Genomic DNA, 23175 nt, shown 5'->3' with positions numbered 1-23175 from the left:
CTACAGCTTCGCCACGAGAGTATTTCCTACACGTAGTGCGTTTGACGGTCAGAAACGCGTCTAAATGCGCCCGCATTCTGCATGAATGTTGCAGAATAGGGTCGCAATTCGCAAAGCCGACACCTTGTGAGATGCCGTTCGATCATGGAGATGAGTGCAGGAACTTCGACGTGAGCGAGCGTGCGTCTTCCGCACGAAGGCATGCTCGGCCCCTTTCGATCGCGTCTTCCTAAGCTCTATCTTATCGCCAAAGAATATCTACGCGTAGCGATCGTGACCCAAGGCGCGATGGGATTGGGGTGAATCATCATCGCGCTTCAGCTCTGTGCTTGAGCACCTCTCCGACCAGGCGGATCGCGGATTTCATATCAGCGATCTCTCAAACCAGGAACTGCCTTGCCGACGGCTAGCGCTCAGTTCGATTGATCCGCTGCTTGTCCTCGAAAACGGCCATGGCAGCATCGACACCTCCGCCGCGGTGGGGCACGCCGGCAGCCACCAGGCCCATCTCCACTCCGGACAACGCCCCGAGCAGGCTGGGCTCGTTGCATTCGCCGAGATGACCGATGCGGAAGACCTTGCCTGCGACCTTGCCCAGTCCGGAGCCGAGCGAAACGTTGTACTTCTCGAGCGCGATCTTGCGGAAGCGATCGGCGTCATGGCCCGGTGGCATCAAAACCCCGGTCAGAACAGGCGACTGCTCGGCCGGATTTTGACAGAGCACTTCAAGGCCCCACGCTTCGACCGCGGCGCGACACGCCGTCGCGAGACGCTTGTGTCGGGCGAAGACGTTGTCGAACCCCTCCTCTTTCAGCATCTCGAGCGCTTCTTTCAGCCCGTAAAGCAAGTTGGTGGCAGGAGTGTACGGAAAGAACCCAGCATTGTTGTGCTTCAGCATCTCCTGCCAGTCCCAAAAGGACCGGGGCATCTTGTTGTCCTTCGACGCAGTCAACGCCTTTTCAGAAATCGCGTTGAAGCCCAATCCAGGAGGAAGCATCAATCCCTTCTGAGATCCGGAGACCGTCACGTCAACCTTCCATTCATCGTGGCGGTAGTCGACCGAGGCCAGCGAGGAGATGGTGTCGACCATGAACAATGCCGGATGCTTCGCTGCATCGATAGACTGTCGGATCTCGGCGATCCGGCTGGTCGCTCCCGTGGAGGTCTCGTTGTGGACAACCATCACCGCTTTGATGCTGTGGGATTTGTCCTCCAGCAATTTTGCCTCGATTGCTGCTGGATCGGCGCCATGGCGCCAGTCGCCGGGAACGAAGTCGACCTCAAGACCGAAACGCGTAGCGATCTGTTTCCAAAGCGTTGCGAAATGCCCCGTCTCGACCATGAGAACCTTGTCGCCCGGCGACAAGGTATTGACGATGGCAGCTTCCCAGGCACCGGTGCCGGACGAGGGGAAAATAATGACGGGCTGCTTCGTCTTGAACACGTCCTTGCAGCCATCGAGCACGCAATTCCCCAACTCGGCGAATTCGGCACTCCGATGATCGATAATGGGCATCGCGATCGCGCGCAGGATGCGGTCGGGTATCGGGCTAGGTCCGGGAATCTGCAAAAAGTGGCGACCTTGCATGATGACCTCCTCCAAATGGACTAGAGCGCTGACCAGTGGTGTGCTCCGTTCTTTTTGCATTCATTTTTTTGGAAGTCAATCAAATTTTGGAATTCAAAATATGACTATGGAGTCTCGACAAACTTCTCCCGGCGGGCTTACCGACAAGAGATGACCGACACAGCGCTTGAACCATCCGAAGATCAGACAACCCCAGCAGCTCACGGGGACGACAAAGGCCCCGCCTCGTTGCACGACGAACTGCTTGGCAAGCTTCGGGATTTCATCGTCGAAGGCAATCTCGCCGACGGAGCACGCGTTCCCGAACGAACCCTATGCGAGCAGTTCAACATTTCGCGGACTCCCCTCCGCGAGGCCCTGAAGGTGCTGGCCGCCGAAGGGCTGATCGAACTGCTCCCCAATCGCGGCGCGCGCATCCGCGCCTTGAGCTCCGACGACATCCAGGACCTCTTCGACCTCATGGGAGGTCTCGAGGCGCTGGCAGGTCGACTGGCCTGCGAGCGCATAACGGACGAGGAAATCGCCGAAATTGAGCAGATTCACCACGATATGTACCGAGATTATCTTCGGCGGGACATGCACGAATACTTCCAGAGCAATCAGGCCATCCACCAAAAGATCTTGGCGGCCGCTCGAAATCCCAGCCTAACGGCGACTTACGCCAACCTGTCTGGCCGGATCCGCCGGGTTCGCTATACGGCCAATCTGGCCAGAGATCGCGATCGCTGGGGGGGAGGCCATGCGCGAACACGAGGCCATCCTGGACGCGCTCCGCCGCCGATCCGGAGGCGAATTAGCCAACATTCTGTTCGCGCACCTCAGAAACAAGCGAAAGGCCGCGCAAGGGCAGACTTAAGGCGCCCCCCATGTCGAGCACTTGGCCCATCCGGCATTGTGTCGGCATATTCTGCGATGTCCAATTCAATATTGCATGCAAAATTGTTTCGTTCTAGTGTCCTGCCGACGCGCCAACTAATTGCAAGCCGGCGCGGTACCGAACCCAACAGGGACGGACACGGGTAGCGTGGATGGGACCGAGGTCAAGACGGGCCATTCCCGCCGATGATCACCCATTCCTTCGTCTCTGGGGCTCCATGATGAAGGCGCGACATGAACCAGACCGCTTATGCAGGCCCCTACCGGTACGATGTCGCCTTCGAGAGGCAGCTCTCTCGCGCATTGGAGGGTGAGGTCCGCTTCGATGCATTCACCCGCGGACGGTATGCGACGGACGCCTCGATCTATCAGATCATGCCCCAAGGCGTCGCCTTCCCAAAAACCGAGGCAGACATCGCGGCGGCACTGACAATTGCAGCCGAACACGGAATCCCCGTGATCGCGCGTGGCGGCGGCACTTCTCAGAATGGCCAACCGATCGGCAATGGCCTCGTGCTCGACCTGAGCCGCTATTTCAATGCGATCCGCGAGTACGATCCCGCGGCCCGTTCGATCTCAGTCGCTCCCGGAATCGTTCTCGAGGCACTCAACACATTCGTCAAGAAAGACGGCCTGTTCTTCCCCGTCGAGCCGTCGACGGCGAGCCGCTGCACGATCGGCGGAATGACAGGCAACAATTCTTCCGGAGCACGCTCGCTCAGATATGGCAAGACCGTCGACAATGTCATCGCACTCAAGGCCATGTTCAATGACGGCGAATCCTTCACGTTAAGTGATCGACCGATCGGCGATAACTCATCCTCGCGCACCCGCGATTTGATGAACAGGATGCTTGCGCTAGCCAAGCTCCATCGATCCGAGATCGAGACCATCTTTCCGAAGGTCCAGCGTCGCGTCGGCGGCTATAACCTCGATGAATTGCTGGCGGTGCGACCCAACCTCTCCCACCTCCTTGTCGGCTCGGAAGGCACTCTTGCAATCACGACGGAAGCGACACTGCTCCTCTCGCCGCTGCCCCGGCATCGCGTCATGGGCGTCTGCCACTTCCCGAGCTTTCGCGCTGCCATGGAGACGACCGAGCATCTCGTCGCACTAAATCCCGTTGCGGTCGAGCTCGTCGACAACAACGTTCTGGTTCTCGGCGCCGACATCCCGCTGTTCATCCGCACTCTCAACGATATCACGAGAGGAAAACCGAACTGCCTCCTCCTGGTCGAGTTCGCTGGAGATGATCTCTCAGAATTGAGAAAAGATCTGAAACGACTGGATCAATGCATGGCCGACCACGGTTTTGCGGATGCGGTGGTCGAGGTCGTCGAACCAGAGCGACAGAAGCGGGTTTGGGAAGTTCGAGAAGCCTGTCTGAACATCATGATGTCGATGAAAGGGGATGGGAAACCCGTGTCCTTCATCGAAGATTGCGCCGTTCCCCTGGAGCACCTGGCGGACTACACGGATGCGGTGACGGCGCTATTCGAGAAGCACGGCACGCGCGGAACCTGGTACGCTCACGCGTCCGTCGGCTGCCTCCATGTGCGTCCCATCTTGAACATGAAGACCGAAGAGGGCGTCAAGGCGATGCGAGCCATCGCCGAAGAAGCTTGCGACCTTGTGAGACAATTCAAAGGGTCGTTCTCAGGCGAACACGGAGATGGCATCTCCCGCTCAGATTTCATCGAGCCGATGTTTGGCGGATCGCTCACACGCGCCTTCGAGGAGGTCAAGGACGCTTTCGACCCCGGAAACCGGCTCAATCCGGGCAAGATCATCCGACCTTATCACATGGACGATCGCAGCTTGATGCGCTTTCCGCCGGAGTATCGCGCCTCTGCTCCCACGAAGACGGCTCTCGACTGGTCCGAATGGGGCGGCTTCGGCGGCGCCGTCGAGATGTGCAACAACAACGGCACATGCCGGAAGATGGCAGGGGGCACGATGTGTCCGTCTTGGCGCGTCACACGGCAAGAGCAACACCTGACCCGAGGCCGGGCAAATACGTTGCGGCTCGCGATCTCCGGGCAACTTGGCCCGGAAGCCCTAACCTCTCCAGAGATGAAGGAAACACTGGACCTTTGCGTCTCCTGCAAGGGTTGCAAGCGTGACTGCCCCACGGGCGTCGACATGGCGCGGATGAAAATCGAATTCCTGCACCACTACCATGGTCGGCACGGCCTGCCGCTTAAGGAGCGACTGATCGCATACTTGCCGCGCTATGCTCCACTTGCTGCGAGGCTCGCCCCGTTCATGAATTTGCGCGACCGCATACCTGGCCTGGCGTGGCTAACTGAACGCTGGCTGGGGTTTTCGGCGCGACGTACGTTGCCTGTGTGGCGCGCCCCCTGGCGCGACAAGCGTCGTCAAGCTTCACCATCGGACGTCGTGGGCGACGGACGCGACGTGGTACTTTTCGGCGACACCTTCAACCGGTACTTCGAACGCGAAAACTTGGAAGCGGCTGAAAAAGTGCTACAGGCCGGCGGATACCGGATGCATCACGTCACCGCAAAGGACGGCGGCCGGCCATTGTGCTGCGGACGAACCTTCCTTTCGGCAGGCCTTGTAGAAGAGGCCCGCCTGGAAGCGAGGCGGACTGCGGAAGCCCTTGCGCCATTCGTATCCAGGGGAGCGAAGATCGTCGGGCTCGAACCCTCATGTCTGATGACGTTCCGGGACGAATTCGCCGCCCTTCTGCCGAAGGACGAAGTTGCGCCCTTGGCCAAGGCGGCTAGGCTGATCGAAGAATTGCTGGCCGATGACCTGGCGACAGGTGCTACCACCTTGTCTTTCCGGGACCAACAGAGGCGGACCGTGCATTTGCATGGTCATTGTCATCAAAAGGCGTTCGACGCGATGGGCGCGGTGGAAAAAACGTTACGGGCTGTCCCGGGACTCGACGTCAAGCCCATCGAGTCCAGTTGTTGCGGCATGTCCGGAGCATTCGGTTACGCAGCAGCCACGATCGATATCTCGACGGCGATGGGCGAGTTGTCCCTTTTCCCCGCCGTCCGCCAGGCAGCCCCCGAGGATCTCGTCGTCGCGGACGGCACAAGTTGTCGCCATCAGATCTGGGACGGAGCCGCCCGGGAAGCCGTTCACGTCGCGCGCGTCCTCGCGATGGCGCTAGACGATTGATCAGCAGACCCCTACTTGGTCGTCTTCTCGGTGGGTAACTTTAGGCCCATCGACGCTTTCACGCGATCCATGACCACCATCGTCCTGAAATGCTTGACGTTGTGATTCTCGAAAAACAACCGCTTCGTAAGCTCTTCGTAGTCTCTCATCGAAGCAATGGTGATCACCAACAAGAAGTCGTTGTCGCCAGTAATGTAGTAGCACTGCTGGACTTCGGGAGTTGCTTTGAATGCCTTCTTGGCAGCCTCGAGCAGATCAAGACGCTCGTTTTCTATGTGGACTTCCACGAGAAGCGTGATCGGTAGTCCCACAGTTTCTGGATCAAGGATGGCGACGTTGCTTTGGATGACGCCGCCCTTCTGAAGCCTGCTGATCCGGCGTTGAACAGCCGCAGCGGAGAGATTGACCATGTCTCCAATAGTGCGTTGCGGAGTTGTGTTGTCGCGCTGAAGAATTTCGAGGATTGCTAGATCATGTTGATCGAGGTCCTGCACCCCGAGCCTCTCCGGCATTAACCCCTCCATCGGCAAGTAAGCCTCTCAAGCTAAAAGCCTTTTTGAGTTCGCGCGCAATATCTTTTCGACGAGAATCCCCTGCGTCTCGGGCTCCCCTCGCCCCTCCTCCTTTCGTCGACAACCCCGACCCGAGCTTTCGGCGCTCCCCCGAAATATCGCTCCGAGCGATTTCGAGTGAACCACCACAATTCGTTCGGCCAATGCCGAGAAAACGAGGGAAGATTGCATTCGGAAGCTTGAATCCGAGCGCACAACTCGGCCACGCCGCAATACTGATCATATCCGAATACGCACATTCTTAAAGCATAAGAACCGCGGCACAGGGAGCGGCAGCGTGGGAGTTCTGATGTCTAGCGTTGCCCACCCGACTACGAGGGAAGATGCGATCGCCGCCGCGCGAAGCTACGTCGTTGACGGCGGCTTCACGGCCGAGATGGCCCCTCGCATTGCAATCCGCAGCGAAAGCCCGCGCCAGGATAGCCGCGACGACAACCTTCATTACTTGAACAAGGAAATGCGTCCGCTCCTGGAACGGATGGGTTTTTCATGCCAAGTCATCGAGAACCCGGTCGAGCGGCGTCTACCGGCTATGTATGCCGAGCGAATCGAAGATCCGGGTCGTCCTACCATTCTGATCTACGGCCATGGCGACGTCCTGTGGGGCATGGCTGGCGATTGGAAGGACGGTCGCGACCCCTGGATACTGGATGAAGCCGAAGGTCGCATCTATGGCCGGGGCACTGCGGACAACAAGGGGCAGCACTCAATCAACCTAGCTGCCTTGCGCATCGTCTTGGAAAAACGCGGCCATCTGGGATTCAACACCAAGGTGCTCATCGAGATGGGCGAGGAGACCGGCTCGCTCGGGCTGGCCGAACTCGCAAAAGAGCATCGCGATCTGCTTAGGTCGGACTGTCTCATCGCTTCCGATGGCCCCCGTTTGGCAGCAGGTGCTCCAACTTTGTTTCTCGGCGGTCGCGGCAGCGTCGGCTTCCGTCTCACCTGCGAGATCCGCGAAGGAGCATACCACTCCGGGAACTGGGGTGGCCTGCTCGTCAATCCCGGCATCAGGCTTGCCCATGCGATTGCCACTATTACCGATCCAACCGGCCGCATCGCGATTCCGGAATGGACTCCGGATCGCATGCCGCCCGAGGTCCGCGCAGCCCTGAAAAAGATTGCCCTCGAAACAGGCCCCGAGGACCCGGAGATCGACGACAACTGGGGTGAGCCGGGATTGGCGGGCGCGGAACAGGTCTACGGCTGGTGCAATTTCGAGGTCCTGGCCTTCATTTGTGGCCGGCCTGACGCGCCGGTCAATGCCGTGCCGGGTACCGCTAACGCGATCTGCCAGCTGCGCTATGTCGTTGGCGTCGATCCGGCGAAAGTTCTTCCCGCCCTGCGCGCCCATTTGGACGCGCGAGGTTTCTCCGACGTGACGATCGAGGAAATCAAGGAAGACTTTTACCTTGCGACCCGGACCAACCTCGACAACGGTTGGGTTCAGTTCGCTCTCTCGTCGATGGAGACGACGCTCGGTCGCGAAGCATCTTTGTTGCCAAACTTTGGCGGGTCGCTGCCGAACGAAGTCTTTGCCGAGATCATCGGCATGGCGACCCTCTGGATTCCGCACTCCTATCCGTCCTGCTCCCAGCATGCACCGAACGAGCACATGCTCGTCTCCGTGGTGGAAGAAGGAATGCAGATCATGACGGGCTTGTTCTGGGATCTCGGAGAGGCAGCGATCCGGGATAGGCAACCAGTCGCATCGACGACTGCCTGACTCCGACCACTCCTCGCTCGACGAACGGTGATGCCGTAAGGCACGCCCAAGAAAAACAAACACATCGCATTTAACAGGGAAGGAACGACTATGGTGACTTTAGGATCCGCTCGCACGCGCGCAGGTAGGCCGCATTCAACACTGGCGATCGCGTTTGGTGCTGCGGCGCTGGTAGCGGCGATGACCATCGTCCCGCGAAGCGCCCAAGCCCAGACCGGTCAGAGTGCTCCTCCTTCAGACAAGGTCGACACGCTCGGAGCCATCAAGGCACGGGGGTACTTCATCTGCGGAGTGGCAGGCGATCGGCCGGGATTCAGCTTCCCGGACAGCAAAGGCGTGATGCAAGGCCTGGATGCGGACATATGCCGCTCGGTCGCAGCCGCGATCTTCGGCGACCCGGAGAAGATTCGCTTCACCTCCCTCACCAGCTTGACGCGCTTCCCTGCACTCCAATCCGGCGAAGTCGACATGCTGGCCCGCTTCACCACGTGGACTCTCACTCGCGAAGCCAGCCTCGGACTAGACGTCGCCTCGGTCTATTTCTATGACGGCCAGGGGTTCATGGTGAAGAAAAGCCTGGGCGTAAAGAGCGCGCTGGAGCTCGATGGCGCCACCGTCTGCGTGACGCAGGGCTCGACAAGCGAGGCCAACATGGTCGACTTCTTCCGCGCCCACAATCTCTCACTGAAGCCAATCGTCATCGAAAAGATCGAACAGGTCCGCGATGCGTTGGCAAACAACCGATGTGACGCCTATACGAACGATTCCACGCTCCTCGGCTCCTTGAAATTTGCGATGGGTCCAGCCGGCGACGAATACATTCTTCTTCCCGACATCATATCAAAGGAACCGCTCGGAACCTTCGTCCGCAAGGGCGACCAACGGTTCTTTGACATCGTTCGCTGGACTTACATTGCCATGCTGACCGCCGAGGAAAGCGGCATCACCAAAACCAATATCGACACCTTCCGGAAGACACGAGACCCACAGAATCAGCGTTTCGTGGGCGAGACCGGCGATCTAGGTGCAGCTCTTGGGCTGGATGCGCAATGGGCCGTCAATGTGGTCAAGGCCGTCGGCAATACCGCTGAGCTCTGGGACCGCACCATCGCAAGCCTGGGCATTCAGCGCGGCGTAAACCGCCTCGCGAAGGATGGTGGCCTTCAATACGCTCCCCCGATGCGGTGATACCGCTCGCGAGCGGCGGCGTGAGGAAGGCCTTCCGGCAATCCTCTCGTCTTCTCCTAGGGAGACGTACTCTAAATTTGACTCACTTCTTGCAGTTCGTAGCAGAGCGACATGACGGCACTCAACAACGACATACAAGCGCACAATCGTCGGGCAATAATGCTGGGCTCGTTTGTTTCAAACGTCGCCGTGCGTAGAATCGTTTGGCAAGCGCTCGCAGCGCTTGCCCTGTTTGGAAGCGTCTTCTGGCTCGCCGGCAATCTCCACCACAATCTTGCAGCGCGCAACATCGCATCGGGTTTCGGCTTCCTTACTCGCGAAGCGGGTTTGCCTATTGCCGAACACTTGATCGCTTACACGCCGGCAGACAGCTATTTCCGCGCGCTTCTCGTAGGGACTCTGAATACGCTATCGGTTGCGTTCTGGAGCATCATTCTTGCGACCATTCTCGGCACCGCAATCGGCGTCGCGCGCACTTCGAAGAACTGGCTGCTCGCCAAGCTTTCTTCCATTTACGTCGATCTGTTCCGCGACGTCCCGCTCCTGCTCCAGCTCTTTCTTTGGTACACCATCCTTCAGAAACTTCCGCCCGTGCGGCAAGCTCTAAATCCCGTCGCCGGCGTTTTTCTATCGAATCGTGGATTGAGCTTCCCCGTTCTCGATTGGCAAACCGCGCATGGTTGGACGCTGCTCGCCTTTGTGCTCGGCCTACTGGCGACGACGCTGTACGCGAAGCGAGCGTCGCGCAAGCAACTGGAGGAAGGACGCGCAAAATCGTTCTGGCCGGTAGCCATCACCCTTTTGGTCATCATCCCGCTCGTCGTCGGGTTCTCGCTCGGCGCATCGACTAACCTTGATATGCCTCAGCCAAAGGGTTTCAACATTCGCGGCGGCGTCACCGTTTCTCCGGAATTCTTCGCGCTTCTCGTAGGTCTAGTCATCTACAATGCTGCGTTCATCGCCGAAATCGTCCGATCGGGGCTCGAATCGGTGGGCCGAGGGCAGCACGAAGCGGCTCGCGCCCTCGGGCTCCATCCGAAAAACATTCTGACTTGGATCGTATTTCCGCAGGCCCTGCGCGTCATTGTTCCTCCTTTGACGAGCCAGTATCTGAATGTGACCAAAGGCTCCTCGCTCGCCGTCGCGATCGGCTACCAGGACATTGTGTCCGTCGCGACCACCTCGATGAATCAAACGGGTCAGTCCATCGAGCTCGTGGGCGTCATCATGGGCGTCTATTTAACGATCAGTCTTTCTATCAGTCTTCTGATGAACATCTACAACGCCCGCGTGGCGCTGGTGGAGCGCTGACCATGACCGCTTTGGTTGAACACATCGTCAATCCGACACCCGTTGAAGCGCGCGAACGCCCGGAATTGATCGGTGGCGGCTTCTTCGCTTGGGCGCGGGAGAAACTCTTCTACTCTTGGCTTTCCTCGCTCACGACATTGGTCTTGCTGGCGGTCATCACGAAGGCCGGAATCTCGCTGTTTCATTGGGCTTTTTTGGACGCCGTGTGGAGTGTTCCAGCCGGCCCACAGGGCCCCATAACCGATAGCTGTAGAGCGATAGGAAGTGGAGCTTGCTGGGCAGTCATCAGGGAGAAGTACCGCTTCATCCTGTTCGGCATATATCCCTTCGAGCAGCAATGGCGACCGGCGATCGTCATCGCCCTTTTCGTCGGATTGTTCGTCGTGTCTGCGATGAAGCGGTTCTGGCGCATCGAATTGGCAGCACTGTGGGTGCTTACGCTCCTCCTGATCGGACTGCTCATGTGGGGCGGCGTATTCGGACTCACATTCGTTTCCCAGGCAAGCTGGGGCGGCCTGCCACTTACGCTTATCATTGCGACTATCGGGGTCGCGCTCGCGTTTCCGTTGTCAGTCTTCGTAGCCCTTGGCCGACGCTCGGACCTTCCATTCATCAAATGGCTCTGCGTGGCCTATGTCGAAGTTATTCGCGGCGTCCCTCTGATCACCCTCCTTTTCATGGCGAGTGTCATGTTTCCGCTGCTAATGCCCGAAGGTGTCAATCTTGACAAACTTCTTCGGGCCCAGATCGCTATCATCCTGTTCTTCGCTGCGTATCTCGCGGAGGTCGTGCGTGGCGGCCTGCAAGCGCTTCCAAAGGGGCAGTATGAGGCCGCCTACGTCTTGGGGCTTTCCTATTGGCAGACTTCGAGACGGATTGTACTTCCTCAGGCCCTGCGAACGGTCATTCCACCGCTTGTCAACAACTTCATCGGCTTCCTCAAGGACACCTCTCTGGTCCTGATCATCGGTCTATACGACCTCCTGCATTCGGCACAGGTCGCCGTCGCCGAGCCAGCCTGGCAGGGATTCGGAGTGGAGACCTACATCGTCGCCGGCCTGATCTACTTCGTCTTCTGCTTCGCGATGTCGAGATACAGCCAATGGCTGGAATTCGGCCTCAACATGCATAGACACCGCTAACCATTGACCAGTCGGGCGACAACTTGAGCCGCTCCTTCCGCGAGAGACAGCAGATGAATCAAGAGGAACTTAAAGTGGTCGAGCCAGCGATCGCCGAGACTAATTCGCCAACAAAGGCGATCGCGGTTTCAATACAAAAGGTCAACAAATGGTACGGCAACATGCACGTACTTCGCGACGTCGACCTGGACGTTGCAGCCGGAGAACGGGTCGTGGTCTGCGGGCCTTCAGGCTCGGGCAAGTCCACGCTTATTCGCTGCATCAACAATCTTGAGGAACATCAGCAGGGCAAGATCTTCGTGGACGGTATACAGGTCGACCACAACATCGCCCATCTGGATGCCATTCGCCGGGAAGTCGGAATGGTATTCCAAAGTTTCAATTTGTTCCCGCATCTGACGGTGCTCGAAAACTGTGCGCTCGCACCAATGCTCGTGCGCGGCGTCGCTCGCGCAGACGCCGAAGCTCAGGCGAGGGCGTACCTGGAGCGTGTCCGTATTCCGGATCAGGCCAACAAGTTCCCCGGCCAACTCTCGGGCGGACAGCAACAGCGCGTTGCTATCGCACGCGCCCTTTGCATGAAGCCGAAGATCATGCTGTTCGACGAACCAACGTCGGCCCTCGATCCGGAGATGGTCAAAGAGGTGCTCGATACGATGGTTTCGCTCGCGAAGGATGGCATGACGATGATTTGCGTCACGCATGAGATGGGATTTGCCCGCGAAGTCGCCGATCGCGTCGTGTTCATGGACCACGGCCAGATCGTCGAATCTGGAAGTCCGCAGGCGGTGTTTGGCCAACCAAAGACCGATCGGCTCAAGCTGTTCTTAGGTCAAGTTCTTAGACAGCACTGATCTTCCGATGTGCCAACTCGGGAAATACGGAGCCGATGGATTGATTGACACAACAGGAGGCCGCGGCTCGCCGAGGCGCGTCCCGGAAGCGGCTCTATGGATGGATGGCAATGTCACTTGCGATTGACGCGACTCGTCCGAACGAAAGACGTCTCGCCGCCTAGCCAGCGCAGATCCCGTCTTGAGACGAAGAGGCCGCGAAAAGATCAACGCGAACAACCACACTGCCTTTGGAGGAGGACTACAACATGAGACATTTGGATTTGCGCTGTTCGACGCCCGCGAAGCGCCATGACGTGTTGCGCCGAGCCTTGCGTACGACGATCTGCGCAGCAGCGTTAGCGATCGCGCCGTTGGTCACTCAAGCTCAGGCACAGAACTCACCCGCAGCAGCCGGTACGGTAGACACGCTCGGTGCCATCAAAGCGCGCGGATATCTGATCTGTGGCATCTCGGGGGACAAACCCGGCTTTAGTTTCCCCGACAGCAAGGGCGTCATGCAGGGGCTCGATGTTGACCTCTGCCGTTCCGTCGCAGCCGCAATCTTCGGCGATCCCGCGAAGGCGCGCCTCACTTCTTTGACTAGTCTTACGCGCTTTCCCGCACTGCAGTCTGGCGAAGTCGACCTCGTTGCGCGATATACGACCTGGACTCTCACCCGTGAGGCCAGTCTTGGTCTGGAGGTCGCTGCAGTTTACTTCTATGATGGCCAAGGTTTTCTCGTAAAGAAAAGCATTGGTGCAAAAGGTGCGCTGGATCTCAACGGCGCATCCGTCTGTGTGGAGCCTGGTTCGACCGGCGAGGTGAATCTCGTCGACTATTTTCGAGCCAATAAGCTTGAACTAAAACCTGTTGTCATTGAGAAGCTAGAACAGATCCGCGACGCGCTGATGAGCGACCGCTGCGACGCCTACACGAATGACAGTGCGCAACTGGGTTCGTTCAAGGCGACGCTGGGTCCCGCAGGCGACAACTATGTCGTGCTACCCGAAATCATATCGAAAGAGCCTCTCGGAATTTTCGTCCGCAAAGGTGACCAACGCTTTTTCGACATCGTCCGCTGGACGCATGTCGCGCTGCTCACCGCCGAGGAGTTCGGGATCACCCAATCAAATATAGAAACGTTCCGTAAGAGCGCTGATCCCCAAATTCAGCGTTTCATGGGCGAGACGAACAATCTCGGCGCGGCTTTGGGCCTGGACACCCAGTGGGCTGTGAACGCAGTTAAGGCGGTCGGCAACTTCGCCGAGATCTGGAATCGCAATATTGTACCGCTGGGCATTCCCCGCGGCATCAACCGCCTCGTGAAGGATGGCGGCGCGCACTACGCCCCTCCGATGCGTTGATCGCAGCGAGATACGCACTTTCCAAGGAGACATGCCAATGATCGACTTTGCGACGCTGGACCGTGAGATGACTGAATGGAGACGCGATCTCCATCGGCATCCAGAATTCGGGTTCGAGGAGCGCCGCACTGCAGCCTTCGTGGCAGCAAAGCTCCGCGAATTTGGTTTAGACGACGTTGCCGAGGGGGTTGGCGGTACGGGAGTGGTTGGGACGCTGAGGCGCGGAACAGGCAATCGCTGCATCGCGCTGCGCGCCGACATGGACGCACTACGCATCTCTGAGCAAGGAGAGATTGGCCATCGGTCACTCAATCCCGGTGTTATGCATGCGTGCGGGCACGATGGTCATACCGCGATGCTTCTTGGGGCCGCCAAGCTTCTATCTGAAGAAGGAGGGTTCGATGGCACAGTGCGTTTCGTCTTCCAACCCGCCGAGGAATGGGGCCGAGGGGCACTCGCGATGCTCGACAACGGTTTGATGGAACGGTTTCCGTTTGAGGAAATTTATGGCCTCCATAACATGCCAGGTCTTGCGGTCGGGCATGTGCAAACCCGTGTTGGGCCCATTATGTCGGCGGAGGACAACTTCGAAATTGTACTGAAGGGCATCGGCGGCCACGCCGCCCGTCCTCATCATGGCAAAGAGACCCTTGTGGCCGCCTGCGCGACCGTCATGAATATTCAGTCGATAGTGTCTCGGCGGCTGAGCCCGACCGATATCGGCGTCGTCTCCGTGACCGAACTCATTACCGACGGTACGCGGAACGCGCTACCAGGACTGGCGCGAATCCTGGGCGATGCACGCAGCTTCCGCCCCGAAGTCAGCGCGGAGATCGAAGCCCAGATGCGTGTGATTGCTGAAGGAACCGCCCGCACCTACAATCTTGCCGTCGAGGTTACATATACGCGCGAGTTTGTGCCGCTCCTGAACGACCCTGCCCTCGTCGAGGAAGCGTTTGCCGCCGCACACACCGTCGCTCCGCCAGGGAATGTCGCGATCGCACGTGAACCTATGACTGGATCGGAAGACTTCGCACGGTTTCTGGCGCACGTGCCGGGCTGCTTTCTATTCGTGGGCAATGGCACAAACTCTGCTCCCTTGCACAACCCAAGCTACGACTTCAACGACGAGGGGCTTCTTACCGGCACCAAGCTCCACGTCGCAATCACGCGGCGTCGACTACCAGCGACGTAACGCTGGGTACAACGGCTGAAGAGCCTGGCTGGGAGCGACCTACAAGGATGGATGGCAATGATTCTTGCGATTGACGCAGCTCGCCTGATCGAGCGTATCAAAGAACTGGGGGCAACCGGCCACGACGAAACCGGACGCCTTTGCCGTGTCGCGGCTACCGACGCCGATCGCGAGGGACGAGACCTTCTGTGTGGTTGGCTGAAGCAAGCGGACTTGCGCATCGAAATCGATCGCATCGGCAACATCTATGGCGTCTGGGAGCCGGAAGGCTCTTCAGGCGAGCCGGTAGTGATGGGATCCCATATAGACACCGTAATTGGTGCCGGCATCTACGATGGCTGCTTTGGTGTTCTGGCCGGTTTGGCGGTAATCGAAGCAATGCAGCAAGCGAACCTGCGACCGGTTCGGCCTCTTGCCGTCGTCGCCTACACCAATGAAGAGGGTGTGCGCTACGCTCCTGACATGATGGGCAGTCTCGTCGCAGCGGGAGGATTGGCCACTGACGACGCTCTTGCAGTCGTCGGGACCGACGGAACGACGCTTGGTGCGGAGCTTGCTCGTATCGGCTACGCCGGATCTCGAGAACCGGGATTCCTGCGACCCCATGCTTACATCGAACTTCACATCGAACAAGGCCCTGTCTTGGAAGCCGAAGGCCTGCCTATCGGTGCTGTCGAAAACCTCCAGGGCATTTCGTGGCAAAAGGTGTCAATAGCCGGCACGGCGAACCACGCAGGAACCACGCCCATGGTTATGCGTCGCGATGCCGGTGTTGCAGCGGGACGAGTTATCGCTTTCCTTGATGACCTAGCGCGAAAAACGCAGAATGCTGTGGCGACGGTCGGCACCATCCGGTTCGAACCGAATGCGATCAACGTGATTCCGTCAGCCGCTGTCTTCACTGTCGACTTGAGGAATCCGAACGAGGATCGGCTGAGATCTCAGGAGGCGGCGCTTCGGAGGTTCCTGGACGGACTTGTCACCGAAGGCTACGAGGTAAAGACCGAGCGCTTGGCTCGCTTTGAGCCGGTGATATTCGCGCCTGAAATTGTGAGCGCCGTTGAGGAGTCCGCTGGCCAGCGGCAGTTACTCTGCCGGCGAATGACGTCAGGCGCAGGTCACGACGCGCAAATGATCGCGCGCGTTGCGCCGGCGGCAATGATATTCGTGCCATCGAAGGGCGGGATTAGTCATAACCCCGCAGAGTTCACGGCCGATCATGAGCTGATCGCGGGCGCCAACGTCCTTCTCGACGTCGCGAGGAAGCTGAGCCAATGAGTAAGACGGCTCAACGCTTGACCCGACGCACGCCTCGTAACGTCGCCGACGCGAAACGCTCATTTGAGAGGGTGAGCGAGAGGGAAATCTGCGATATCCGGGTGAAATTGTAGCGCCGTGATCAAATTAAGGACGGTATCTATGATGAACTTGCTCAACGGAAGATGACGCCATGTTGCTCCGCAATACTCTCAGTGACTATCGTTCTGCACTCGATCCTTCCGACGCCGACGCTCTCGGCATTGAAGCGGCTCAAGCGGTGGAACGCTTTCTCCAACATCGAGAGGGGGCGACCCCGACCCCACTGGTTTCACTTCCGGCGCTTGCGCGTCGCCTGGGTGTCCAATCCATATACCTCAAGGACGAGGGACACCGCCTTGGTCTCGGCAGCTTCAAGGCGCTCGGAGGAGCTTATGCCGTCATCCAGCTTGTACTCGAGTTGGCGTCGAAACAACTCGGCCGTCCGGTCGACGTTTCCGAGTGGCGCTCACCTGAGGTGGCCGCAGTCGCCGCGGGACTAACGGTGACCTGTGCTACCGACGGCAACCACGGCCGGTCGGTCGCGCAAGGCGCCCAACTGGTTGGCGCAAACTGCGTCATCTTTGTCCATGCGGGCGTTAGTGAGGAGCGATGCCGAGCGATCGCCCGCTATGGTGCTCGCATCGAGCATGTTGAGGGCAACTACGATGATTCGGTTGCGACGGCTTCGAGTGTCGCCAGCGAGCGGGGCTGGATCGTGGTCTCCGACACATCGTGGCCTGGTTACGAACGCATCCCGCACCTTGTCATGCAGGGCTATACCGCGCTACTGCGTGAGGCGCTTGCCGCACTACCAAAACCCCCAACCCATGTGTTTATTCAGGCTGGCGTCGGCGGAATTGCCGCAGCGGTTGCCGCACACTTTGCACTCGTCTTCGGCGATGACAGACCGTTCCTCACTGTGGTGGACCCGGCGCGAGCCGCCTGCCTCCTCGAGAGTGCTAAGGCCGGCCATGTCGTGAAGGTTCCGCATGACAAGCCGACGGTCATGGCAATGCTGGAATGCTATGAGCCATCACTTGTTGCCTGGCGCATTCTGTCCCGGGTTGCCGATGCCTTCATGACCATTGAAGACGACGAGGCGATCGCGATGATGAAAGATCTCGCCTATCCTGTTGACGGTGATCCGGCGATCGTGGCCGGCGAAAGTGGCGGCGTCGGTCTCGCTGGATTGGCAAAGGTAGCGGGTGACCCGGCGCTACGTGCGGAAATCGGACTCGGCTCGGATGCGAGTGTCTTCCTGATCAATACTGAGGGCGCGACTGATCCAGTGCTTTATGAGCGGCTCGTGGGCGTTCCGCCTGAGGACGTGACGGCGAGAGTTCTGAACAAGACTTGAGGGACGCTGCGGCAAGCTGGGCTCATAATCATAACACGTCTTGATACTCGATCCTTACGCGCACGCAGGCCGTCGCGATTGGCATAGACTTTCCCGATGATCGCGGAGACGAGACCGTGCTGAACGACACCCGATCTGGACGCATTACAACGCCCGAATTCCTCCGGGGCCTGATCGACACGCTGACGGAACGCGGGCGCGCGGTTCTCGGCATGAAGCCGCCAAGCGACCAAACGGAGGATCGTAACCTCGAAATCCTGGGCGAAGCCCTGCTGTCGCGCCGCGGCGAGGCTTCGGGCGTCGCGCTGGCCCAATCGCTGTTCGTCGTGTTCGAGCAGGCAGACGATGAGCAGCGGTTGCAGTTTCTCGCATCGCTCGCCGACCGGTTCGGCCCGGATCGCCGCGCGATCGAACTTGCGGTTGCCGCCTATCGGGCCATGGAAGGCGGCGATCGCAGCAAACTCGAAGCTCTCCACGCCGCCGCGGAGCCACGCCGGCAGGAGCTGATCCGGCGCCTCAACCTTGCGCCCGGAGGCACCGCGCTACTGGTGCGCATGCGCCAGGTGCTGCTCTCGCTGCTGTCAAAGCATCCCGAGCTACAGGCGGTAGACGACGACTTTGTCCATCTGTTCTCCTCCTGGTTTAATCGGGGTTTTCTCGTCCTGCGACCGATCGACTGGAACACCTCCGCCAGCGTCCTCGAAAAGATCATCAAATATGAAGCGGTCCACGCTATCCAGGACTGGGACGATTTGCGCAACCGGCTCGAGCCGCCGGATCGCCGCTGCTATGCGTTCTTTCATCCCCAGTTGGCCGACGAGCCGCTGATCTTCGTCGAGGTTGCGCTGACCAAGGAGATTCCCGGCGCGATCGGTCCGCTGCTGGACAAAACGCGACAGGCGATCGACGCCCGCGAAGCGACCACGGCTGTGTTCTATTCGATCTCGAACACCCAGAAGGGTCTTGCCGGTGTCTCGTTCGGCAATTTCCTGATCAAGCAGGTGGTGCAGGATCTCGCCCGCGAGCTGCCGAACCTGAGGACCTTCGTCACGCTATCGCCGGTCCCCGGCTTCGCCGGCTGGGTCAAGCGCGAGCTGAAGGCCGAAGCCTCGACCGCGCTCGACGTGGACACGCGGCGCGCGCTGGCCGCACTCGAGGACGGCGGCGATATTGAGCAGGCGAAGGAGGCGGTAACGTCGCTCGCCGCCTATTACTTCCTCAAGGCAAAGCTTCCATCCGGCAGGCCGGTCGATCCGGTCGCGCGCTTCCATCTCGGCAACGGCGCTCGGCTGGAGCGCCTGAATTTCCTGGGCGATCCCTCAGGCAAGGGCATCAAGCAATCCTACGGATTGATGGTCAATTACCTCTACGCGCTCGACCGTATCGAGGCGAACCATGAAGCGTTTGCCGAACACGGCACCGTGGTTGCCGCCGACAAGGTGAAAAAGTCGCTGCGCGCAAAACTGTCGTCCCACGACCTGGTTCCGAGCCCCCAAGCTGACTCTCAACTGAAGATCTCGTCATGACATGGAATCTGTATGACCGCCTGCTTGCTTCCGTAACTTCCGATCAGTCGATCTGCATCGAGAAGGAGAACGGCGTCCGGCTTAGCTATGCCGAGCTCGCTGCCGCAAGCGGCAAGTTCGCCAACTTCCTGGCGAATATCGGCGTTGGGCCGAACCACCGCGTCGCTGCAAAGGTCGAGAAATCCGTCGAGGCAATCGCGCTTTATCTGGCTACGCTGCGCTCAGGCGCAGTCTATCTGCCGCTCAACACCGCCTACACCGCGGCGGAGACCGAATACTTTGTCCGCGACGCGCAGCCGACATTGATCGTTTGCGACCCGCGGGAAGAGAGCGAGCTGCGCGCGATAGCCGCTAAGGCTGGCGGCCGGGTCGAGACGCTCGATGACAAGGGCAACGGTTCACTCGCCGATGCCGCCGCAAGCTTTCCGGCGGATTTCGATACCGTGCCGCGGGCAAAGGACGATCTGGCTGCGATCCTTTACACGTCAGGCACCACCGGCCGCTCCAAGGGAGCGATGCTGACCCACGGCAATCTGGTCTCCAACGCGCTGACGCTGGTCGAGCAATGGCGATACTCGCGCGACGATTTTCTGATCCATGCGCTGCCGATCTATCACATCCACGGCCTGTTCGTGGCCTGCAACGTGACGTTCGCCGCGCGGGCCCGCATCCTGTTCATGGCAAAGTTCGATGCGGAGCAGATTATCGCGGCGATGGCGCGCGCGACCGTGCTGATGGGCGTACCGACCTTCTATGTCCGCCTGCTGCAGAGCACGAATTTAAGCGATCGCACGACCGCCCACATGAGGCTGTTCATCGCAGGCTCCGCGCCGTTACTGGCGGAAACCCATCGCGACTGGAAAGAGAGAACCGGTCACGAGATACTCGAACGCTACGGCATGACCGAGACCGGCATGATCGCTTCCAATCCATACGAAGGAGCGCGCATCCCCGGCTCCGTCGGGCTTCCCCTGCCCTCCGTCGAAGTCCGCATCACCGACCCCAAGACCAGCTCCGGCCTGGCTACCGACGAAGTCGGCATGATTGAGGTGAAGGGACCGAACGTGTTCGCCGGCTATTGGAACATGCCGGAGAAGACTGCGACCGAATTCCGCGCCGATGGCTTCTTCATAACCGGCGATCTCGGCAAGCTCGATCCGCGTGGTTATCTCTACATCGTCGGCCGCGGCAAGGATCTCATCATCACCGGTGGCTTCAACGTCTACCCAAAGGAGATCGAGACTGAAATCGATGCGATCCCGGGCGTATCCGAAAGCGCCGTCGTCGGCGTTCCGCATGCCGATTTCGGCGAAGGCGTCACCGCTGCAGTGGTGCGAACGCCAGGCGCTACCGTCGATGAACGCGCCATTCTCGACGCGTTGTCGGGGCGACTGGCAAAGTTCAAGCAGCCGAAGCGCGTCATCTTCGTCGACACTTTGCCGCGCAATGCTATGGGCAAGGTGCAGAAGGGCCTGCTACGTGAGCGGTTTAGCGATCTTTATTCGACCAAGGTCGGGTGAACGCCGCGCCACGACGTCCAGCTTAAGCGCATGATCGTCGAGCTAGTCGCTTCGGCGCTTCGGCAAGGAAGCCAAGCAATTCTATGCGCTTCAGAAAGGACCGCGACGTGGCGGTTATGCTGCGAGCGTCGGGCTGACCGCATGTCTTGAGCTGGACGGCGTCTTTGTCGCCGCTATGGCGGAGAACGCGCCCGACGCGGAGGGCGAGTTGCTCGAGCGCATCCGGGCGAAGATGTTGCGCCCACGTTATTGGCAGCCGAATGAGTCCTGTCGAGGTCTAATATCGGTCGTATCAATACGAACCATCTGCACGATCGGTTTCTCGAGTAGATGCTTCGGTCCTAAGATGGGGCGCGGGAAGGACTGTAACATAGCTTTCGCTTGTTCTTCCACCGACGTAGCGGGGAGGAGGGCGAATGACCGTGATGATCCAGCGCAGTTCAATCGATATCTTCGAGGATTCGGTTCTGGTTAATCCGTGGCCAGTTTATCGACAACTGCAGGAGCAGGGAGCGTTAGTTTGGTTCGATCGGCTGAACGCCGCAGCAGTCACCCGCTACGCGGAGTGCAGGAATATCCTTCGTTTGCCTCACATCTTTATCTCGGGGAAAGGTGTTGGTTTGAACGATGCCGTTAACGCTCAAAGCGAAGGAAGCGTACTTGGCAGCGATGAACCCCTGCATGGAAAACTCAAGTCTGTGCTGCTTGAGCGTTTTTCCCCCCAGCTCTCGCCCAATTCAAGACGCAAATCCAAGATCAGGCGGATGCTTTAGTGGACACCCTCCTCGGCGTAGGTCCTTTCGATGCCGTTAAGCAACTGACACAAGCCTTTCCCCTGAGCGTCGTATGCGACATGATTGGCATTCCTCAAGAGGATCGCGGCCGACTTTTGCCGTGGGCCTCGGCGCTATTCGATGGGTTTGGACCACCCAATGAGCGCTGGCGTGCTGCGCAAGGGCCAACGCAAGAGGTATTCACCTATGCGTTCAGCCCTGATCTTCCGTCCCGGCTGTTGCCGGGTAGTGCCGGTGCGCATATCTTCGCCGCAGTCGGACAAGGACGCCTCACCTACCAGCAAGGGGCGACTTTGATGGTCGCCTATCTGGCGGCGGCTCTCGATACGACGATTTCCTCACTACAACACGTAATCCATCTTCTCGGGCAAAACGAAAGTGAATGGCGCAAGCTTCGGGCAAGACCCGAATTAATACCCGACGCCTACAATGAGGCACTTCGATTGGGAACGCCCGTCCGTGGATTCTGCCGGGTCGCAACCGAGCCATATGAATTCGACGGCGTCAGGCTCAATGCCGGAGCGCGCGTGCTCTTGCTCTTTGCAGCAGCCAATCGGGACCCCCGCGCCTGGAACGAGCCCGATAAATTTGATATTTCCCGGGGAGGGACACCGCATCTATCGTTCGGCCATGGCGTGCATTTGTGCGCGGGAGCAGCCTTAGCGAGGCTCGAAGGTCATTGCATGCTCGACGCACTGGTCCGCAAAGTTTCTACTATTCAAATTCATTCCGCCACGCCAACTCCAAATAATATGATTCATGCGTATGGAGAACTTCAAATTTCCCTTCACCGCTAGATTTGGCTGCACGGTTCGTTGGCCTTTCGTAAGCGCTCCTTTCTACGCACCTATGCAGTTGAGCGCGGGGATGGGATGAGGTGTCCACCATGAGCGAGGTGGACACCATCGATGATCACTCCAGAAGAACCTTTGAGACTTGAGACGGTCGGCGTGTTGTGCAATGGCCGGCGTCGCTATGATCCGGCCAGCAAACAGCGACTGGTCGAGGCCTGTCTGCAGCCTGGCGTGTCGCTGGCGGGGCTGGCGTTGCAACACGGCGTGAACGCGAACCTGCTGCGCAAGTGGGTGGCCAAGCGACAACTTCAGAACGGGGATGACCAGCCGGAGGCGCGGGCGCCGATTGCGCCAGCTTTTATTCCGGTTTGCGCGACGGAGCGATCCTGTGCAGGGCGGCTGACGGCATCGATGCCCAACGGCGTGACGCTTTCGCTGGAAGGCGGCGACGCGCAGTTGCTGTCGGCGGTGATTGAAGCGCTGGGGCGTTGCGATGTTCCGACTGGCGTCTGATCTTCGGGTCTACCTTCACCGCGAACCGATTGACTTCCGGGCGGGCATCAACAGCCTGGCGATCGTGGTGGAGCAGTCGATGGGGCTGGATCCGTTCCAACGCGCGGTGTTCGCGTTCTGCAATCGTCGCCGCGACCGGATCAAGCTGCTGATTTATGATCGGTCAGGATTTTGGATGCTGCTGAAGCGGCTGGAGGCCGACAGATTCCACTGGCCCCGAAGTCAGGAGGCGGTGCTGACGCTGACGATGGAGGAGCTGCACTGGCTGCTTGACGGCATCAACATCGCGGCGATGCGTCGTCATCCGGTGCGGCAATATCAGAGCGTGGGCTGAGCGTGTTCGATGCGGGCGGCGTCATCGGGCTTCGGCATGGCCGTTCTCAGATGACGCCGCCGAAGACATGACGAAGACATGGGAGCC

At 59.2% G+C, this 23175-nt stretch carries 18 protein-coding genes and 1 pseudogene; 17 read left to right on the top strand and 2 right to left on the bottom strand.

The window, feature by feature from the left end:
* Positions 1-406: 406 nt before the first annotated feature.
* Positions 407-1588: an alanine--glyoxylate aminotransferase family protein gene (locus NLM32_RS05940; RefSeq protein WP_254128312.1), complete on the bottom strand. Its 1182-nt coding sequence runs from the start codon at positions 1586-1588 to the stop codon at positions 407-409.
* A gap of 150 nt (positions 1589-1738) precedes the next feature.
* On the opposite strand from NLM32_RS05940, the pseudogene NLM32_RS05935 reads away from it, so the two are divergent.
* Both NLM32_RS05935 and NLM32_RS05930 read left to right on the top strand, forming a co-directional pair.
* Positions 1739-2444, top strand: a pseudogene (locus NLM32_RS05935) (GntR family transcriptional regulator).
* A 254-nt stretch (positions 2445-2698) separates the two neighbouring features.
* Positions 2699-5617, top strand: coding sequence for an FAD-binding and (Fe-S)-binding domain-containing protein (locus NLM32_RS05930; RefSeq protein ID WP_254128311.1), 2919 nt, complete (start codon positions 2699-2701; stop codon positions 5615-5617).
* A gap of 11 nt (positions 5618-5628) precedes the next feature.
* Here NLM32_RS05930 and NLM32_RS05925 read toward each other — a convergent pair whose 3' ends face one another.
* Positions 5629-6129: an Lrp/AsnC family transcriptional regulator gene (locus NLM32_RS05925; RefSeq protein ID WP_254099484.1), complete on the bottom strand. Its 501-nt coding sequence runs from the start codon at positions 6127-6129 to the stop codon at positions 5629-5631.
* A gap of 349 nt (positions 6130-6478) precedes the next feature.
* Here NLM32_RS05925 and NLM32_RS05920 point away from each other — a divergent pair, with 349 nt between their 5' ends.
* The 15 genes from NLM32_RS05920 to tnpB all read left to right on the top strand — a co-directional run bounded on the left by NLM32_RS05920 (position 6479) and on the right by tnpB (position 23088).
* Complete coding sequence (locus NLM32_RS05920; RefSeq protein WP_254128310.1) at positions 6479-7915, top strand: M20 family metallopeptidase; 1437 nt, start codon at positions 6479-6481, stop codon at positions 7913-7915.
* A gap of 180 nt (positions 7916-8095) precedes the next feature.
* On the top strand, positions 8096-9103 hold the full coding sequence (locus NLM32_RS05915) for an amino acid ABC transporter substrate-binding protein (protein WP_254099488.1): 1008 nt from the start codon (positions 8096-8098) through the stop codon (positions 9101-9103).
* Between the two features lie 111 nt (positions 9104-9214).
* Positions 9215-10414 (top strand): amino acid ABC transporter permease, encoded by a 1200-nt coding sequence (locus tag NLM32_RS05910; RefSeq protein WP_254128309.1) that lies wholly within the window; start codon positions 9215-9217, stop codon positions 10412-10414.
* A 2-nt stretch (positions 10415-10416) separates the two neighbouring features.
* Entirely contained in the window at positions 10417-11556 is a 1140-nt protein-coding gene (locus NLM32_RS05905; protein ID WP_254128308.1) for an amino acid ABC transporter permease, read from the top strand.
* Positions 11557-11717: 161 nt separating this feature from the next.
* Entirely contained in the window at positions 11718-12410 is a 693-nt protein-coding gene (locus tag NLM32_RS05900; RefSeq protein ID WP_254135223.1) for an amino acid ABC transporter ATP-binding protein, read from the top strand.
* Between the two features lie 296 nt (positions 12411-12706).
* Positions 12707-13756, top strand: a complete 1050-nt coding sequence (locus NLM32_RS05895; protein WP_375143622.1) for an amino acid ABC transporter substrate-binding protein — start codon at positions 12707-12709, stop codon at positions 13754-13756.
* Between the two features lie 37 nt (positions 13757-13793).
* Complete coding sequence (locus NLM32_RS05890) at positions 13794-14951, top strand: M20 aminoacylase family protein (RefSeq protein WP_254128306.1); 1158 nt, start codon at positions 13794-13796, stop codon at positions 14949-14951.
* A gap of 51 nt (positions 14952-15002) precedes the next feature.
* Complete coding sequence (locus tag NLM32_RS05885) at positions 15003-16229, top strand: Zn-dependent hydrolase (RefSeq protein ID WP_254128305.1); 1227 nt, start codon at positions 15003-15005, stop codon at positions 16227-16229.
* Between the two features lie 172 nt (positions 16230-16401).
* Positions 16402-17607, top strand: a complete 1206-nt coding sequence (locus NLM32_RS05880) for a diaminopropionate ammonia-lyase (RefSeq protein WP_254128304.1) — start codon at positions 16402-16404, stop codon at positions 17605-17607.
* 116 nt (positions 17608-17723) lie between these two features.
* Complete coding sequence (locus NLM32_RS05875) at positions 17724-19133, top strand: malonyl-CoA decarboxylase domain-containing protein (RefSeq protein WP_254128303.1); 1410 nt, start codon at positions 17724-17726, stop codon at positions 19131-19133.
* On the top strand, positions 19130-20653 hold the full coding sequence (locus NLM32_RS05870; protein WP_254128302.1) for a malonyl-CoA synthase: 1524 nt from the start codon (positions 19130-19132) through the stop codon (positions 20651-20653). Before NLM32_RS05875 ends, NLM32_RS05870 begins: the two co-directional genes overlap by 4 nt.
* A gap of 416 nt (positions 20654-21069) precedes the next feature.
* A complete protein-coding gene (locus tag NLM32_RS05865; RefSeq protein ID WP_254128301.1) occupies positions 21070-21426 on the top strand; it encodes a hypothetical protein in 357 nt (118 codons plus the stop codon).
* Positions 21426-22244 (top strand): cytochrome P450, encoded by an 819-nt coding sequence (locus NLM32_RS46020; RefSeq protein ID WP_254128300.1) that lies wholly within the window; start codon positions 21426-21428, stop codon positions 22242-22244. The genes NLM32_RS05865 and NLM32_RS46020 overlap by 1 nt, the downstream gene beginning before the upstream one ends.
* Before the next feature lie 111 nt (positions 22245-22355).
* Positions 22356-22754: a transposase gene (locus NLM32_RS05855; RefSeq protein ID WP_254128299.1), complete on the top strand. Its 399-nt coding sequence runs from the start codon at positions 22356-22358 to the stop codon at positions 22752-22754.
* Positions 22735-23088, top strand: coding sequence for an IS66 family insertion sequence element accessory protein TnpB (gene tnpB, locus NLM32_RS05850; RefSeq protein WP_027584880.1), 354 nt, complete (start codon positions 22735-22737; stop codon positions 23086-23088). The genes NLM32_RS05855 and tnpB overlap by 20 nt, the downstream gene beginning before the upstream one ends.
* The last annotated feature ends 87 nt before the right edge of the window (positions 23089-23175 follow it).

The sequence above is a fragment of the Bradyrhizobium sp. CCGUVB14 genome (genome assembly GCF_024199935.1).
Lineage (GTDB): Bacteria > Pseudomonadota > Alphaproteobacteria > Rhizobiales > Xanthobacteraceae > Bradyrhizobium.
Note: the sequence above shows the minus strand (reverse complement) of the source record. Positions and strands in the feature narration are given on the sequence as shown.

Coding starts and splice junctions, on each gene's coding strand:
- NLM32_RS05940 (WP_254128312.1), bottom strand. CDS start 1,588: ATGCAAGGTCGCCACTTTTTGCAGATTCCCGGACCTAGCCCGATACCC.
- NLM32_RS05930 (WP_254128311.1), top strand. CDS start 2,699: ATGAACCAGACCGCTTATGCAGGCCCCTACCGGTACGATGTCGCCTTC.
- NLM32_RS05925 (WP_254099484.1), bottom strand. CDS start 6,129: ATGCCGGAGAGGCTCGGGGTGCAGGACCTCGATCAACATGATCTAGCA.
- NLM32_RS05920 (WP_254128310.1), top strand. CDS start 6,479: ATGTCTAGCGTTGCCCACCCGACTACGAGGGAAGATGCGATCGCCGCC.
- NLM32_RS05915 (WP_254099488.1), top strand. CDS start 8,096: ATGACCATCGTCCCGCGAAGCGCCCAAGCCCAGACCGGTCAGAGTGCT.
- NLM32_RS05910 (WP_254128309.1), top strand. CDS start 9,215: ATGACGGCACTCAACAACGACATACAAGCGCACAATCGTCGGGCAATA.
- NLM32_RS05905 (WP_254128308.1), top strand. CDS start 10,417: ATGACCGCTTTGGTTGAACACATCGTCAATCCGACACCCGTTGAAGCG.
- NLM32_RS05900 (WP_254135223.1), top strand. CDS start 11,718: ATGCACGTACTTCGCGACGTCGACCTGGACGTTGCAGCCGGAGAACGG.
- NLM32_RS05890 (WP_254128306.1), top strand. CDS start 13,794: ATGATCGACTTTGCGACGCTGGACCGTGAGATGACTGAATGGAGACGC.
- NLM32_RS05885 (WP_254128305.1), top strand. CDS start 15,003: ATGGCAATGATTCTTGCGATTGACGCAGCTCGCCTGATCGAGCGTATC.
- NLM32_RS05880 (WP_254128304.1), top strand. CDS start 16,402: ATGTTGCTCCGCAATACTCTCAGTGACTATCGTTCTGCACTCGATCCT.
- NLM32_RS05870 (WP_254128302.1), top strand. CDS start 19,130: ATGACATGGAATCTGTATGACCGCCTGCTTGCTTCCGTAACTTCCGAT.
- NLM32_RS05865 (WP_254128301.1), top strand. CDS start 21,070: ATGACCGTGATGATCCAGCGCAGTTCAATCGATATCTTCGAGGATTCG.
- NLM32_RS05855 (WP_254128299.1), top strand. CDS start 22,356: ATGATCACTCCAGAAGAACCTTTGAGACTTGAGACGGTCGGCGTGTTG.
- tnpB (WP_027584880.1), top strand. CDS start 22,735: ATGTTCCGACTGGCGTCTGATCTTCGGGTCTACCTTCACCGCGAACCG.